The 14514-nt window shown below is 62.4% G+C and carries 12 protein-coding genes; 4 read left to right on the top strand and 8 right to left on the bottom strand.

Annotated elements, in window-relative coordinates; translation table 11 throughout:
* Positions 1–58: 58 nt before the first annotated feature.
* The gene (gene ispG, locus ACSBM8_RS09380) at positions 59–1186 is read right to left on the bottom strand and encodes a flavodoxin-dependent (E)-4-hydroxy-3-methylbut-2-enyl-diphosphate synthase (protein WP_442681353.1); all 1128 of its coding nucleotides are present in this window, start codon (positions 1184–1186) and stop codon (positions 59–61) included.
* A gap of 137 nt (positions 1187–1323) precedes the next feature.
* Here ispG and ACSBM8_RS09375 point away from each other — a divergent pair, with 137 nt between their 5' ends.
* The 3 genes from ACSBM8_RS09375 to ACSBM8_RS09365 all read left to right on the top strand — a co-directional run bounded on the left by ACSBM8_RS09375 (position 1324) and on the right by ACSBM8_RS09365 (position 3799).
* Positions 1324–2256: an isoaspartyl peptidase/L-asparaginase family protein gene (locus ACSBM8_RS09375; protein WP_442681352.1), complete on the top strand. Its 933-nt coding sequence runs from the start codon at positions 1324–1326 to the stop codon at positions 2254–2256.
* A gap of 100 nt (positions 2257–2356) precedes the next feature.
* Positions 2357–3265: a S1/P1 nuclease gene (locus tag ACSBM8_RS09370; protein WP_442681351.1), complete on the top strand. Its 909-nt coding sequence runs from the start codon at positions 2357–2359 to the stop codon at positions 3263–3265.
* Positions 3266–3346: 81 nt separating this feature from the next.
* Entirely contained in the window at positions 3347–3799 is a 453-nt protein-coding gene (locus ACSBM8_RS09365) for a hypothetical protein (protein ID WP_442681350.1), read from the top strand.
* A gap of 84 nt (positions 3800–3883) precedes the next feature.
* Here the strand turns inward: ACSBM8_RS09365 and pal are convergent, their stop codons facing one another.
* Genes pal through ACSBM8_RS09335 form a run of 6 tightly spaced genes read right to left on the bottom strand, consistent with a single transcriptional unit; the run spans position 3884 to position 8341 of the window.
* Positions 3884–4405 (bottom strand): peptidoglycan-associated lipoprotein Pal, encoded by a 522-nt coding sequence (pal, locus tag ACSBM8_RS09360; protein WP_442681349.1) that lies wholly within the window; start codon positions 4403–4405, stop codon positions 3884–3886.
* A gap of 43 nt (positions 4406–4448) precedes the next feature.
* A complete protein-coding gene (gene tolB, locus ACSBM8_RS09355) occupies positions 4449–5831 on the bottom strand; it encodes a Tol-Pal system beta propeller repeat protein TolB (protein WP_442681348.1) in 1383 nt (460 codons plus the stop codon).
* 29 nt (positions 5832–5860) lie between these two features.
* The gene (locus tag ACSBM8_RS09350) at positions 5861–6751 is read right to left on the bottom strand and encodes a hypothetical protein (protein WP_442681543.1); all 891 of its coding nucleotides are present in this window, start codon (positions 6749–6751) and stop codon (positions 5861–5863) included.
* Entirely contained in the window at positions 6751–7185 is a 435-nt protein-coding gene (locus ACSBM8_RS09345; protein ID WP_442681347.1) for an ExbD/TolR family protein, read from the bottom strand. Before ACSBM8_RS09345 ends, ACSBM8_RS09350 begins: the two co-directional genes overlap by 1 nt.
* Positions 7185–7880 carry a protein TolQ gene (gene tolQ / locus ACSBM8_RS09340; protein ID WP_442681346.1) on the bottom strand — a complete coding sequence of 232 codons (696 nt, stop codon included), beginning with the start codon at positions 7878–7880 and terminating at the stop codon, positions 7185–7187. The genes ACSBM8_RS09345 and tolQ overlap by 1 nt, the downstream gene beginning before the upstream one ends.
* Positions 7877–8341 (bottom strand): YbgC/FadM family acyl-CoA thioesterase, encoded by a 465-nt coding sequence (locus ACSBM8_RS09335; RefSeq protein WP_442681345.1) that lies wholly within the window; start codon positions 8339–8341, stop codon positions 7877–7879. The genes tolQ and ACSBM8_RS09335 overlap by 4 nt, the downstream gene beginning before the upstream one ends.
* Positions 8342–8740: 399 nt before the next feature.
* Here ACSBM8_RS09335 and ACSBM8_RS09330 point away from each other — a divergent pair, with 399 nt between their 5' ends.
* Positions 8741–11770, top strand: a complete 3030-nt coding sequence (locus ACSBM8_RS09330) for a TonB-dependent receptor domain-containing protein (protein WP_442681344.1) — start codon at positions 8741–8743, stop codon at positions 11768–11770.
* 75 nt (positions 11771–11845) lie between these two features.
* On the opposite strand, the gene clpB is transcribed toward ACSBM8_RS09330, so the two are convergent.
* A complete protein-coding gene (gene clpB, locus ACSBM8_RS09325; RefSeq protein ID WP_442681343.1) occupies positions 11846–14425 on the bottom strand; it encodes an ATP-dependent chaperone ClpB in 2580 nt (859 codons plus the stop codon).
* Positions 14426–14514: the final 89 nt, after the last annotated feature.

Here is a 14514-nt window from a genome sequence, read left to right as displayed (position 1 = left end):
CGCGTCGCTGCGCCGTGGCCCCGGAATGACAGAACGGCTTGCGCGTGGTGAGCTGCGATCACTCCGCCGCCACGGCGAGCGCAGCGTTCGCGGCCTCGATCTCGGCCGCTTTGGCTTCGACCAGGCGGACGATATGGTCGATCATGTCGGCGTCCTGCACCGTGTGATCGGTCACGCCGGATAGATAAACCATGTGCTTCCCATTGCCGCCGCCGGTGAGCCCGATATCGGTTTCCCGCGCTTCGCCAGGGCCGTTCACGACGCACCCGAGCACCGACAGCGACATCGGCGTGCGAATGTGCGTCAGCCGTGCTTCCAGCGCCTCGACCGTGCGGATCACGTCGAACCCCTGGCGTGCGCAGGATGGGCAGGAGATCACGCGGACGCCCCGCTGCCGCAGGCCGAGCGCCTTCAGCATCTCGAATCCCACGCGCACTTCCTCTTCCGGCTCGGCCGACAGCGAGACGCGGATCGTATCCCCGATCCCGAACCATAACAGGCTACCCATGCCGATGGAGGATTTGACGGTGCCGCCGATCAACCCACCCGCTTCGGTGATGCCAAGGTGAAGCGGGCAATCCACGACCTCGGCCAGCTGCTGATAGGCGGCGACCGCCAGGAACAGGTCCGACGCCTTCACCGCGACCTTATATTCGTGGAAATCGAGATCCTGCAGATACTTGATATGATCGAGGGCGCTTTCGACCAACGCTTCCGGGCAGGGCTCGCCATATTTTTCCAGCAGGTCCCGCTCGAGACTGCCGGCATTGACGCCGATCCGGATCGAGCAGCCATTGGCCTTGGCGGCGCGGACGACCTCGGCAACGCGCGCCTCGGAGCCGATATTGCCCGGATTGATACGCAGGCAGGCGGCGCCGGCATCAGCCGCCTCCAGCGCGCGCTTATAGTGAAAGTGGATATCCGCCACGAGCGGCACGTGGGAGGCGCGCACGATCTGCTTCAGCGCGGCGGTCGATGCTTCGTCGGGGCATGATACGCGAATGATGTCCGCCCCCGCCTCTTCGCAGCGACGAATCTGATCAACGGTCGCGCGGACATCGTCAGTCGGCGTGTTCGTCATTGTCTGGACGGTGATCGGCGCACCACCGCCGACCGGAACGTTGCCGACCATGATCTGGCGAGACTGACGGCGCGTAATATCGCGCCAGGGGCGTATGGATGACATGCACCCCTTATAGGCGCTCGCGCTTACGGATCAAAGACGCTGCTCAGACAATCTGCGCCGGTCCCAGCGATGATCAGCCGGGATGCCGATGGCCTTAGCCGGTTCCGCAAGTCGCGCTACTGAGCTAGGATCCCATCATGACGTCAGCTTTGCCGAAATGGACCCTTGTCATTCATGGGGGCGCGGGGAGCATGACCCGCGACAATCTTGGGCCAGAGGAGGATAAAGCGGCCCGGGCTGCGCTGTCCGCCGCGCTGGATGCAGGTGCCTTCATCTTGCGCGATGGGGGCGCCGCGGTGGATGCCGTGCAGGCAGCCGTACGGGTTTTAGAGGATGACCCGCATTTCAACGCCGGCCGCGGATCGGTTTTTACAGCCGAAGGGCGCATCGAATGCGATGCGGCGATCATGGCCGGATCCGATTTGAAAGCCGGCGCGGTTGCGGGCGTGCGATCTACCAAGAACCCCGTTCTGCTCGCACGCGAGGTTATGGAACGATCGACCCATGTATTCCTGGCGGGCGCCGGTGCCGACGCCTTCGGACGGGCACATGATATCGAAGCGGCAGAGCCCGAATGGTTCGAGACGGCGGAGCGGCGTCGTCAGCTTGACGAGATCCTGGCCAATCCCGATCTGCCGTTCGACAGCGCCATGAAATATGGCACGGTCGGCGCGGTCGCGATGGACAGCGAAGGGCATGTCGCCGCGGCCACATCAACCGGTGGCCTCACCGGCAAGAAATGGGGCCGAGTGGGCGATTCCCCGCTCATCGGTGCGGGCACATATGCCGACGATCGTGCCGCCGCCGTATCGTGTACCGGCGCGGGCGAATATTTCATTCGGCTGGGCGTCGCGCATGAAATCTGCGCGCGGGTGCGGCTCGGCGGCTGGGATATCGAGGATGCGGCCGACACGCTGATCGCGGAACTCGGCGACATGGGTGGAAAAGGCGGCCTGATCGTCGTGTCGCCGGACGGATCCGGCGGCTGGGCTTTCAACACAAAGGCCATGTATCGCGCCATGGCAACGCATGAGTCACCGCCTGAGATTGCCATTTACGGCGATGAATGACCTTGCGCTGCGACTGGCGCGGCCTAGAGCGAAGCATCTCTTCCGGCGCAGGCTGCCAGGCATGATGCGGCGGGTTGAGCTGTTCTGTTTGGATGCGTTGATGAACCGCCTTCGCCTTCCCGCTATATCGGCTGCGCTGCTGTTGCTGCTCCCCTCCCCCGCCTCGGCCTGGTGGGAATATGGCCATGAGACCACCGCGGAAATCGCGATGAAACTGGTGCAGCCGCGGACGAGACAATCGGTCCAGGCATTGCTGCGTCAGCAGAAAGTGCTGGATACCCCTACCTGCCCGGTGCGCACGATCGAGGAAGCGTCGGTCTGGCCGGATTGCATCAAGACCTTGGGAGATCGCTTCAGCTACGCTTACACTTGGCACTTCCAGGACGCTGATATTTGCAAGCCCTTCGATCTGAATGAATGGTGTGCCGATGGAAACTGCGTGTCGAAGCAGATCGCGCGGGCGCAACGCATGGTCGCCGATCGTAAATTGCCATCGCGCGACCGGTTGATGGCACTCGCTTTCCTGGTCCACTTCGTCGGCGACCTGCATCAGCCGCTCCATAGCGCCGAGCATGATCATGATCAGGGCGGAAACAAGCTCAGGCTCCGCTACGGCTTCATCCCCCGTACCAACCTCCATTCGGTGTGGGACGGCTTGCTGGCCGATCGCGCAATCTCCTCCCCGCCGCCGGGGCCGGATGGTATCCTGTCCCAAATTCCGCCGACCGAACGGGCCACGTTGGCGCAGGGGTCGATCGAGGATTGGAGCCGGGATAGCTGGCAGGTCGCGAAAGCGAGCGTCTACGGCAGCGTGCTGCCCAATCCCTGCGGTGCGCCCGTACCGGAAGATGCGCAGATCGATCAGGCCAAGATCCAGGAATTGATCCCCGTACTGCGCCTGCAGATCGCCAAGGGTGGCATCCGCCTCGCCCGCCTGCTGGACGAAGCGCTGGATGGCGATCACCCGGAGGTTGCCCATCCGCCCAAGCCTCCCAAGGCGGCCAGTTAGGTCCCGCGCCTGCACGGCGCACCCTGATGCTATCGCAATATCTGCCTCGACTTGCCGTTACCGGAACGGGATAGAGGTGCGATGCGCTATTTTCTCGATACCGAGTTCAATGGGTTTGGTGGCTGTCTGATCAGCCTCGGTCTGGCCGCGGAGGAAGGCGACCAGGATTATTATGTTGTCGTGCCGATGATGGAGGAGCCCCTGCCGTGGGTCGAAAAGCACGTCATCCCGTACCTCAGAAGCGTGCCGAATATGATGTACAACCAGCTGGATCCGATCGCGGCGGCCCATGATATCGCCGCCTATCTGCGTACCGATCCGGATCCGGAAATTGTCGCCGACTGGCCCGAGGACATCGCGCTGTTCTGCCGCTTGTTGTTGACCGGTGACGGCGAGATCGTCGACGTGTCGAACGTGCGCTTCCACTTCCTGCGCACACCGGGATTCTCAACCTCGCGCAACAGCAAGGTTCCGCACAATGCGCTCCACGATGCGCGCGCGCTGCGCGATTTCGTGCTCTCGACCGAGGGTTAGACGCGCCCAACGTAAAACGACCGCCATCGCGCAGAACGATGGCGGTCGCTTGAGCAGTGTTTTTGCCGATAGGGAAGATTGACCTTATTGCGGCACGACCGTCACGGCGCGGCGGTTCTGGGCCCAGCTGTCCTCGTCCGACCCGGACGCGATCGGGCGCTCCTTGCCGTAGCTGATCACGCTGATCCGCGACGGGCTTACGCCCGCATTGACCAGGAAGTTCTTCGCCGCATTCGCGCGCCGATCGCCCAATGCCAGATTATATTCGCGGGTACCGCGTTCGTCGCAATGCCCCTCCACCGTCACGCGGACGTTCGGATATTTCTGGAGCCAGGCCGCCTGGCGCGTCAGGATCGCCGAGGCTTCGCTGTCGACATCGGAGCTGTCCGTCGCGAAGTGAACCGTGTCCGTGCCTGCCTGCGCGAGCAAGTCGGCGCGTGAGCCGGGAACGACGCCGTTAGTGGTGTCGGTCATGCCGGTGCTGCTGTCCGGCGTCGTCGTGGTCGAGGTCGGCGGCGGCGGCGGCAAATTGGCCGGCGGCTTCTTGCTGCAGCCAGCAAGGGCGATCAGAGCTGCTGTGCTCAGCAGCATGGTCGTCTTGTTCATCGTCGCACTCCTTATAGTCACAGTTGATCATGCAAGTCGGTGATCAGGGTAGTAACGGTCCCCAGGCCGGGTCCGATCCATCGAGTGGAGTTGGCACACGTCGTTCATTGACGCCGGTCAAGTCAACCGACCACAAATCTGCCCTGCCGGATCCTTGTGCGGTCCGGAAGAACATCAGCACGCGTCCGTTTGGCGACCATGTCGGTCCTTCATCTTGCCAACCCTTGGTCAGATCCTTGGCACCGGATCCGTCGACCCCCATCGTTCCTACGGAAAAGCCACCCCCGATATGGGTATAGGCGATCAGATCGCCGCGCGGGCTCCAGACCGGCGTCGCATAACGTCCACCACCGAAGCTGATGCGACGCTGGCCAGAGCCATCGGCGTTCATGATGTATAATTGCTGCGTGCCCGAACGATCGCTCTCGAACACGATCTTGCTGCCGTCCGGCGAGTAGCTGCCGCCGGTATCGATCCCCGGCGAAGTCGTCAGGCGCGTCGCAGCGCCACCGCTTGCCGACACCCGATATATGTCGGCATTGCCGTTGACGATCATCGAGAAGAGGATCGAGCGCCCATCCGGCGAGAAACGCGGCGCGAAGGTGGTATAGGGCTGATCGACGACCAGCCGCTTACGTCCCGAGCCCACATCATAGACGTAGACGCGCGGCTGATTATTCTCGAACGACATGAACACGACCGTCTGGCGTGTCGGCGCGAAACGCGGCGTCAGGACCAGGCTTTGGCCATTGGTGATGAAGCGGTGGTTGGCGCCATCCTGGTCCATGATCGCCAGTTTCTTCGTGCGGTTCTTCTTCGGTCCGCTTTCGGACACGTAGATGACCTGGCTGTCGAAATACGGGCCTTCGCCGGTGAGGCGAGAATAGATGGTGTCGGCGCATTTATGCGCGGCGCGGCGCCATTCGGATGGCTTCACCACGAAGCCCTGGCGCGCCATTTCCGTCTTGGCGAACACATCGAAAAGATAACAGCCGACCGTCAGCGTGCCGTCGCCATTGGCCTGCACATAACCCTGCACCAGGGCCTGCGCGCCCGTTGGCAGCCATGCACCATAATCCGGCGCCGAAGCCTGATTGAAGGCGACCGGCTTCAGCTGCCCCTTCGGCAGAGGCGAAAACAGGCCGCTATTCTTCAGGTCGTTGGTGATGACGTCGGAAATCTGACCACCCAGCGCGTCCGTCGAACCGGCCAAGGTGCTGGCTGCGGCGGGCGTCGGCATCACCGGAATCGCGATCGGCATCGGTTGCGAAATGCCGCCGGTGATGTCGACGGTGAGGCGCTGACCCGGTGCGGGCCCTGCCCCGGCTGCAGGCCCGGGGCTGGCTTGCACGTCCGGCGCCTGCGCCACCGCCGCTCCCGGTAGTGACAACAGGCTTAGCGAAACCAGGAGACGCAGGCTGTTCATCCATCCTCCAACGAAATTTGTATCCGGCATCATTGCATCTGTCCGGGCGTGAAGCGGAAATCGAGATCGTCCCAGCCGCCTTCGTATAATTCGGCCGGCAGCCGGACCGGTGCACAGCGTAGCACGGCACGGCGGGCGACATCAGCAATCTGTTGCGCATAGGCGCGATTACCGGCGTTTACGCCTGTTTGATCGACCACCTGGGGCGTTCCCGCAACCGATCCGTCCTTATTGTAGCGCAGTCGAAGCGTTGTCACGATCTGCATTGCGGGCGTGCCGCCTAGCCCGCCCAGCTCGTAACAGGGCTGCACCTGCCGCTTTATCGCCGCCGCAAGCCCATTCATGGCGGCGCCGGAGACGGTGGCACGGGCTTTTTCACCCTTGCCCTGCGATGCGTTCAGCACGCCCTTCAGCAAACTGCCGACCTTGGCGGCGGCCGCCTGATCGGCCTTGGCCTGCGCATCGCTGCCCCGCTTTTCGGCACGCGCGGTGGACTGAACGTCCTTCAATATGTCCGTGATCGGCTTTGCAGTCGGTTGTGCCTTCGCCGGAGGGGGTGGCTTCGTCTTGGGCTTGGGTGGCGCAGGCTTCGCGGGTGTCGGCAACGGTGCCGGTGCCGGCGGTGACGGCTGCGGGCGCGCCGGCGCCGGTGTTGGCGCGGGCGGCGTGGGCGCCGGGGTGGGTGGCGGCGCCTCGGTCGGCGCCCCTGCATCCGGCGCCTGCATCTGTTGCGGCGCTTCGGTCGCGGGCTGCGGCGCGGCGGACTTCAATCCAACCTCGTCCACCAGTTGCACGTCCATCGTCTCGACCGGAGGACGTACCGGCGGAACGCGGTGGGCGATGCCGAGCGTCAGCACCGCAAACAAGATCAGGTGGCCGACAATCGCGACCGCAAGGCCCCGGCCATCCGTACGATCCATCACGGCGTATCCGGGCCGCCGTTGGTGACGAGCGACACTTTGGTCAGGCCCGCGCGGCTCAATTCGCCCATCACCGTCATAACCCGCCCGTAATCGAGCCCGCGGTCTGCACGGAGATATATCTGGGGAGCATTGTCCCCATGCGGGATGGCGGCCAGGCGATCCGGCAGCGCCGCCATCGGCACTTCAACCTCGTCGATATAGGCTTTACCGGCTTGATCGAGGCTGATCTGCACCGGCTTTTGGTGTTGCTCGAGCGGCTTTGCGCGACTGTCGGGAAGATTCACTGGAACGCCCGCCACCAGCAAGGGCGCGGTCACCATGAAGATGATCAGCAGCACCAGCATGACGTCGACCAGAGGCGTCACGTTGATTTCGGCCATTGGCGCCCGACGTCGGCCGTGGCCGCGGCGCGGCACCCCACCCATCGCCATCAGGCTTCGCCGTCCAGTTCACGGCTGAGCGTCGCGTGGAAGCGATCCGCAAAGCGGTTCAGCCGCGCCTCGATCCGGTCCAGATGGTGCACCATGCGATTATAGGCGATCGTAGCAGGGATCGCGGCAAATAGCCCCAGTGCGGTCGCGAAAAGCGCCTCGGCGATGCCCGGGGCGACGGCGCCGAAACTGGTATTCTGCGATGCGGCGATATCCGCAAAGGATCGCATGATGCCCCACACCGTGCCGAACAGACCGACGAAGGGGCAGACGCTGCCTATCGTCGCCAGGATGTTGAGCCCGTTCGATAGCGTCTCCACCTCCGCGGCGCTGGCCGACGACATGGCGACACCCAGACGATCGCGTGCGGCCTGCCGGTCAAGACGGCGACTGGCGGTGGATTGGCGCCACTCGTCGATCCCGGCCGCGAAAATCCGCGCCGCTGGCGCATCGGCCTTGCCGCGCTCCTGATAAAAGCGGTCGATATCGGCCGCCTTGAGGAACTCCGCTTCGAAAGCCGCGCTCTCCCGATCCGCTTTCCTTAATACCCCGCCGCGGCCGAAGATGATCGTCCAGGTCCAGACACTGGCGAGCAGCAGGCCGATCATTACGATCTTCACGACGATATCGGCGTGCAGGAACAGGGCGATGGGCGAAATCGCCGCCTGCGCGGTGGTTACGGTAAGGCCGTTCATTGTGCCGATGACGCTCCGTTGAAACTATGAAATTCTTCGAGCCAAGCAGCGGGCTGCCGCTTCGGCCGACCGTCCGGGCCAACGAAAACGACGGTGACCCGTCCCTCGACCAGCATCTGCCCGTCGCGCATGACTCTCTGCTGAATGGTGCACGCAGCAGCGCGGATTTCGAGGAAGCGGCTGACGATGATCAATATTTCACCCAACCGGGCCGGCCGCACATATTTCAGCTCCGCTGCCGCGACGACGTAGGTGCCCTCACCTGCGTCATGGGTCGTTGCGATGTCCGCGCCAAAAAGCGCCAGCATGTCCGTCCGCGCGCGTTCGAAGAAACGCAGGAAGTTCGCGTGATACACAACGCCGCCGGCGTCCGTGTCCTCATAATAGATCCGCACCGCAAACCGGTGTTCGCCATCAGCGAACCGGCCTGCATAGGGCTGGTCTAACTCTGCGAACGTCATTCGGCAGCCTTAGGGAAAGCGTCCCTAAAACAAAAGCCTGCCCGGCGCGCGGCTCTATTCGGCAGCGCTATTTGTACGGAAGGTCGCTTCAGGAGACAGGTGTCACCGAATGGCTCGCCGAACCCGGCGCGTGCGTGGAGGCATGTTAGGCGCTGCATCCAAATAGGGCGCGCAATAAAATTGCGCGCCGTGAAAAGGAGACAGGCTGGGGAATGTGTCTGTTGCGTAAATACGACAGCCAGACGGAGATGATGCAGTAACATTTGAGACATGTTTACAGTGGGTGAACGAGCCAGCATGCCGTGAGCATACTCTCCGGCGAACAGAATCATGAGCGCCAGAGGGACAATCTGTTCGGCCGGCGCAAAAGCCTGGCCGGACTAACGGGGGCTCATCACGATGTTGAATAGTTCGATCCGAAGCCTTCTTAGCGGCTCGGCCCTTCCCAGTCTTGCCGCAGTGGCACTCGTGTCGCTGGCACTGCCTGCGCTCGCCCAGGCTCCGGCTGCCACAACCACACCCACCGCGCCTGAAGCGTCGGAGGTGACAGGCCCCAACAGTCCAGCAGCAGTCGATGCGGCCACGGGCGCTCAACAGACCGGAACGCAGGGCGACGAGATTGTTGTCACCGGCTCGCTGCTCCGTCGTACGTCGACCGAAACGCCCTCGCCCGTCACCATCCTGACCGCAGACAATCTTGTGAAAAGCGGCATCACCAACATCAATGATGCGATCCGTTCGGTTTCCGCAGACGGCGCGGGTTCGATTTCGACCGGCTTCCAGCAGGGCTTTTCCGCCGGCGGCGCCGCAGTCTCCTTGCGTGGCCTGGGCGTCTCATCGACCCTCATCTTAATCGACGGTCTCCGTTCGACCAACTTCCCTCTGAACGACGACGGACACAACGCCTATACCGATCTTAACTCGATCCCGTTCAGCGCAGTGGAACGCATCGAAGTGCTGAAGGATGGTGCTTCGTCGACCTACGGTGCCGACGCCATCGGTGGCGTGATCAACGTCATCATGAAGAAGAACTTCCAGGGCGTCGCCGGCACTGTCGAAGGCGGCATCAGTCAGAAAGGGGACGCCGCCCGCCAGCGCGCAAACCTCACTGTCGGATATGGTGACTATGATGCGACGGGCTGGAATTTCTATCTCAACGGCGAATATCAGCATGACGGCCGGGTGGCCGCGAAGGACCGGAGCGCGCCGTTCAACACCAACGATCTGAGCGCTTTCGGCCTGGCGGACCAGAATCAGGCCGACTCATCGTTCGGTGCAACGGCGTCACAGAGCGTGAGCGCAGTCGTGCGGCAGACCACGCAGACGGATCTCAACAATCCGTTCACGGGCGGGTCCGCAGCATCAGGACCTTACACCACGCTCAATCTCGGCAACTGCCCGAACGGAACGTTTACCGTTGCCGGAGCGTCCGGTGGCGTCGGTTGTAAGCATGATAACCAGTATGAATACAGCCAGATCCAGCCGCGCCAGGAACGATATGCCTTTAACGGCCGCCTAAGCATTCGGTTAAGCGACAATATCGAAGGCTATCTTACCGGCAGCTACATGCATAATGAGGTTGATATTCGGGGCATTCCGCTCGCGATACGCCAGCGTCAGCCTTATGGGGGTGCGCCGAGCACCGCCTCCAACAACCCAGGCATTGTTCTCCCGGTTTATGTCTGCTCTGCCGGGATCAATTGCGCCACGGCCACCGATCGTCGCCTGAACCCAAACAATCCCTATGCCGCTGCGAATGCCGCTACGCCTGCGCTGGGCGCTGCCCGCATCTTCTATCTTTTCGGGGACATCGCCAATTACAGCGAGCGTAACAATGAGCTGATCCGCGGCGCTGCTGGCCTGAAAGGCACGATCGATGGCGGCTGGGAGTGGCGGATCGATGCCGTCGGCGCGAAGGATAACCTCAGCGTCTTCCAGCACGGCACGATCAATATTGCCGGTCTGAAGCAGGCCGTAAACACGGGTGCCTACAATTTCGTCAACCCGGAGCAGAATACCGAAGCCGTGCGGCAGTTGATTGCACCGGACATTCGTGTCCCGTCGCACACCTCGATGGCATCGCTGGATGCCTCAATCTCGAAGGACCTGTTCCAGCTTCCGGGCGGCGCCGTTCAGTTGGTAGTCGGCGCACAAGTTCGTCGTGAGGTTTTGGAGAATAACAGCCTTAATCCCAATCTTGAAAATTACGCCAACACCGCTGCAGCCTTCGGCAAGCACACCGTATCTGCCGGGTATTTCGAAGTGGGCGTGCCGATTCTTCCAACCCTCGGGGTCGATGTGTCGGGCCGATACGATCATTATTCGGAAGGGTTCAGCCACTTTTCCCCGAAGATTGGGGCCAAGTGGAATCCGATCAAGGAGATCGCGCTACGCGGTACTTATTCAGAGGGCTTCCGGGCGCCGACCTTTGCTGAGAGCAATCCGCGGTCGTCTTTTCCAGGTTTTGTCACTTTTCAGCCACCGGCAAGCTTCCAGCTGGCGCATGGTGGTCTGGTCAGCGCCGGCAACACCAACCCCTATGCGCAGTCCTACAGCATCGGCGGTGGCTTCTCGGGCAACCCGAACCTGAAGCCCGAAACGTCCCGCAGCTTTACGGCCGGGATCGTGGCGCAACCGGTGCAGTGGCTGAGCCTGACGGTCGATTATTACAATGTGAAGAAGAAGAATGTGATCGTGGCCGGTCCAAACGCCGGCACGGCACGCGCCAACTATTATGCCGGCCTGCCTTTGCCTGAAGGCTATTCGGTAGGCGCGGTTGACGCGATCGATCCCCTCTTCCCGACCGCGCTCCCACGTGTGCTCGTTATCAATGGCCCCTACGTCAATTCGGGTTACTTCAAAACGGAAGGTCTGGATTTCTCGGCAACGGTCAACCTTAAGCTGTCGGATAACGTCCGCTTCACCAGCCGCGCCGACGTCACCTACGTTCGCAAGTTCAATGTCGATTTCGGCGATGGCTTCGTTCGTAAATATGCAGGCACTCTGGCTCCTTACGAGCTGTCGTCCGGCGCCGGCACGCCGCGGGTCCGCGGCAACTGGATGAACTCGGTCGACGTGGGCAACTTCTCGCTCGCCGCGACGACCTACTTCGTCTCGCACATCAAGCAGGTTGCAGCCGATGAAGAGGAAGGCGGCACCAAGATGACCTGCGCCGCCACTGCAGGAACGCTGTACCCATATCCTGATGGCAACACGCAATGTTACATCAAGAAGTTCATCTACGCCGATCTCCATGCTTCGTATAAGGTGAACGATAACTTCACCTTCTATGTGGACGTCGGCAATTTCACCAATGAGAAGGCGCCGATCGCACCGGCTTCCTATTCGGGCATCAATTATCTGCCGACCTGGCATTATGCGGGCGTGATCGGCCGTACCTTCCGGGCAGGCGCAAGCTTCAAGTTCTAATAAAAACGAGCGATAAAATAGGGGCGGTTCGCAAGAACCGCCCCTTTCGTTTGCGCTGCGCTTGAGATGCCAGCGTCAGCTCGGTTTCAATACCAGCTTGCCGTCGCCATCCTCGACCACGACGGTCGAGCCGTCGGGCACCTCGCCCCGCAGTATCTCTTCTGCCAACGGATCCTGCAAATATTTCTGCACCGCCCGTTTCAGCGGTCGTGCGCCATAGACGGGATCGTAGCCGACCCGGCCGAGCCATTCGCGCGCACCCTCGGACAGCTGCAACGTGACCTTGCGGTCGTTCAGCAGCTTCTGAACACGCCCCACCTGGATGTCGACGATCGGGCCCATATGGGCTTGTCCCAGACGATGGAACAGGATGATCTCGTCCAGACGGTTCAGAAATTCCGGCCGGAAGTGTGCCCGGACCACATCCATCACCTGCGGCTCCACCACATCCGTCGAGGCATCCTCAGGCAGATTGGCCAGGAATTGCGAGCCGAGGTTCGACGTCAGGATGATGAGCGTGTTGGTGAAGTCGACCGTACGCCCCTGCCCGTCCGTCAGCCGGCCATCGTCCAGCACCTGAAGCAACACGTTGAACACGTCACTGTGGGCCTTCTCGACCTCGTCGAACAGCACGACCTGGTAGGGCCGGCGGCGAACCGCCTCGGTCAACACGCCGCCCTCTTCATAGCCGACATAGCCCGGAGGCGCGCCGATCAGCCGCGCAACACTGTGCTTCTCCATGAACTCGCTCATGTCGATGCGCACCATCGCGCTATCGTCATCGAACAGATAGCCCGCCAAAGCCTTGGTGAGCTCGGTCTTACCGACGCCCGTCGGCCCCAGGAACAGGAACGAGCCGAGCGGACGGTTCGGATCCTGCAGTCCCGCGCGGGCCCGGCGTACGGCGCGCGAGACAGCCGCGACCGCATCGGCCTGGCCGATCACCCGGGCGCCGATCACCGCCTCCATTCGGAGCAACTTCTCACGCTCGCCCTGCAGCATCCGCTCGACCGGGATGCCGGTCCAGCGGGCGACCACGCCTGCGATATCCTCCGCAGTCACTTCCTCGCGGACCATGGCGCCCTTCGCAGCACCCTGTGCTTCCGCCAGTTGCTGCTCGAGCGCCGGGATCGTCCCGTAGGAAAGCTCGCCCGCCTTGGCCAAATCACCGGACCGTTGCGCCTGATCCAGCGCGGTGCGCGCCTGATCGAGCTGCTCCTTGATCTTGGTTTCGGCGTTCATCTTCTCCTTTTCGCCTTGCCAGCGCGTCGTCAGCTCGGCCGATTGCTGTTCAAGCTCGGCGAGATCCCGCTCCAGCGTGGCGAGCCGATCCTTGGAGGCTTGGTCGGTCTCCTTCGATAGCGCCTCGCGCTCGATCTTGAGGCGGATGATGCGCCGGTCGAGGCCTTCGATCTCCTCCGGCTTGCTCTCCACTTCCATCCGCAGGCGCGACGCGGCCTCGTCCATCAGGTCGATTGCCTTGTCCGGCAGAAAACGGTCGGTGATGTAGCGGTTGGACAGGGTCGCCGCCGCGACCAGCGCGCCATCGGCGATACGCACGCCGTGATGCAGCTCATATTTTTCCTTGAGCCCCCGCAGGATCGAGATCGTATCCTCGACCGTGGGTTCGCCGACGAACACCGGCTGAAAGCGCCGCTGCAGCGCCGGATCTTTCTCGACATATTTGCGATATTCATCGAGCGTCGTCGCGCCGATGCAATGCAGTTCACCGCGCGCCAAAGCGGGCTTCAGCAGATTGCCTGCGTCCATCGCGCCTTCGGATTTGCCCGCGCCGACCAAGGTGTGCATCTCGTCGATGAACAGGATGATATGCCCTTCGGCCCCCTTGACCTCGTCGAGAACGCCCTTCAGACGCTCTTCGAACTCGCCGCGATATTTGGCGCCCGCGATCAGACTGCCCATGTCGAGCGCCATGAGCTTGCGGTCCTTCAGCCCGTCCGGCACGTCACCATTGGCGATGCGCAGCGCGAGGCCTTCGGCGATCGCGGTCTTTCCGGTGCCAGGTTCGCCGATCAGGACGGGGTTGTTCTTCGTGCGACGCGCCAGGATCTGAATGGTACGCCGGATCTCTTCGTCGCGTCCGATAACCGGGTCCAACTTGCCGTCGCGCGCCGCTTCGGTGAGATCGCGGGCGAACTTCTTGAGTGCGTCATAGCGGTCTTCGGCGGACGCCGTGTCGGCGGTCCGGCCGCCACGCAGCGCATTGATCGCGCTGTTCAATCCCTCGGGCTGCACGCCTGCGTCCGCCAGCGCCTTGCCGGCAGCGGACGCCTTGGCCAGCGCCAATGCAAGCAGCATGCGCTCGACGGTGACATAGGAATCTCCCGCCTTCTGCGCGATCTGTTCCGCCTGATCGAGGATGCGCACAAGATCGTTATCGATACCGGGTGTCTGCTGTGCCCCGCCACCCGAGACGACCGGGATCTTGGCGAGGGCCGCATCGGTCGCGCGTAGGGCAACAGCCGCATCACCGCCGGCGGCACGGATCAGCCCGGACGCCATGCCTTGCTCGTCCTCGAGCAATGCCTTCAACAGATGTTCAGGGGCGATCCGCTGATGGCTCATGCGGATCGAAACGGTCTGCGCGGCCTGCAGAAAACCCTTGGCACGCTCGGTAAATTTCTCGAGGTTCAATTCAGCCTCCCTTTCCGCCGCGATATGGTGTTGTATTTCGGCAACACAAGCCACCTCTTGATCTTTTTGCTGCTCCCCGCATAGCGCGC

Source organism: Sphingomonas sp. ASY06-1R (assembly GCF_052180265.1).
Taxonomy (GTDB): domain Bacteria; phylum Pseudomonadota; class Alphaproteobacteria; order Sphingomonadales; family Sphingomonadaceae; genus Sphingomonas_I.
Note: the sequence above shows the minus strand (reverse complement) of the source record. Positions and strands in the feature narration are given on the sequence as shown.

Coding starts and splice junctions, on each gene's coding strand:
- tolQ (WP_442681346.1), bottom strand. CDS start 7,880: ATGAACGGCCTTACCGTAACCACCGCGCAGGCGGCGATTTCGCCCATC.
- ACSBM8_RS09370 (WP_442681351.1), top strand. CDS start 2,357: ATGAACCGCCTTCGCCTTCCCGCTATATCGGCTGCGCTGCTGTTGCTG.
- pal (WP_442681349.1), bottom strand. CDS start 4,405: ATGAACAAGACGACCATGCTGCTGAGCACAGCAGCTCTGATCGCCCTT.
- ispG (WP_442681353.1), bottom strand. CDS start 1,186: ATGTCATCCATACGCCCCTGGCGCGATATTACGCGCCGTCAGTCTCGC.
- ACSBM8_RS09345 (WP_442681347.1), bottom strand. CDS start 7,185: ATGGCGATGGGTGGGGTGCCGCGCCGCGGCCACGGCCGACGTCGGGCG.
- ACSBM8_RS09375 (WP_442681352.1), top strand. CDS start 1,324: ATGACGTCAGCTTTGCCGAAATGGACCCTTGTCATTCATGGGGGCGCG.
- ACSBM8_RS09350 (WP_442681543.1), bottom strand. CDS start 6,751: ATGGATCGTACGGATGGCCGGGGCCTTGCGGTCGCGATTGTCGGCCAC.
- ACSBM8_RS09335 (WP_442681345.1), bottom strand. CDS start 8,341: ATGACGTTCGCAGAGTTAGACCAGCCCTATGCAGGCCGGTTCGCTGAT.
- tolB (WP_442681348.1), bottom strand. CDS start 5,831: ATGAACAGCCTGCGTCTCCTGGTTTCGCTAAGCCTGTTGTCACTACCG.
- ACSBM8_RS09365 (WP_442681350.1), top strand. CDS start 3,347: ATGCGCTATTTTCTCGATACCGAGTTCAATGGGTTTGGTGGCTGTCTG.
- ACSBM8_RS09330 (WP_442681344.1), top strand. CDS start 8,741: ATGTTGAATAGTTCGATCCGAAGCCTTCTTAGCGGCTCGGCCCTTCCC.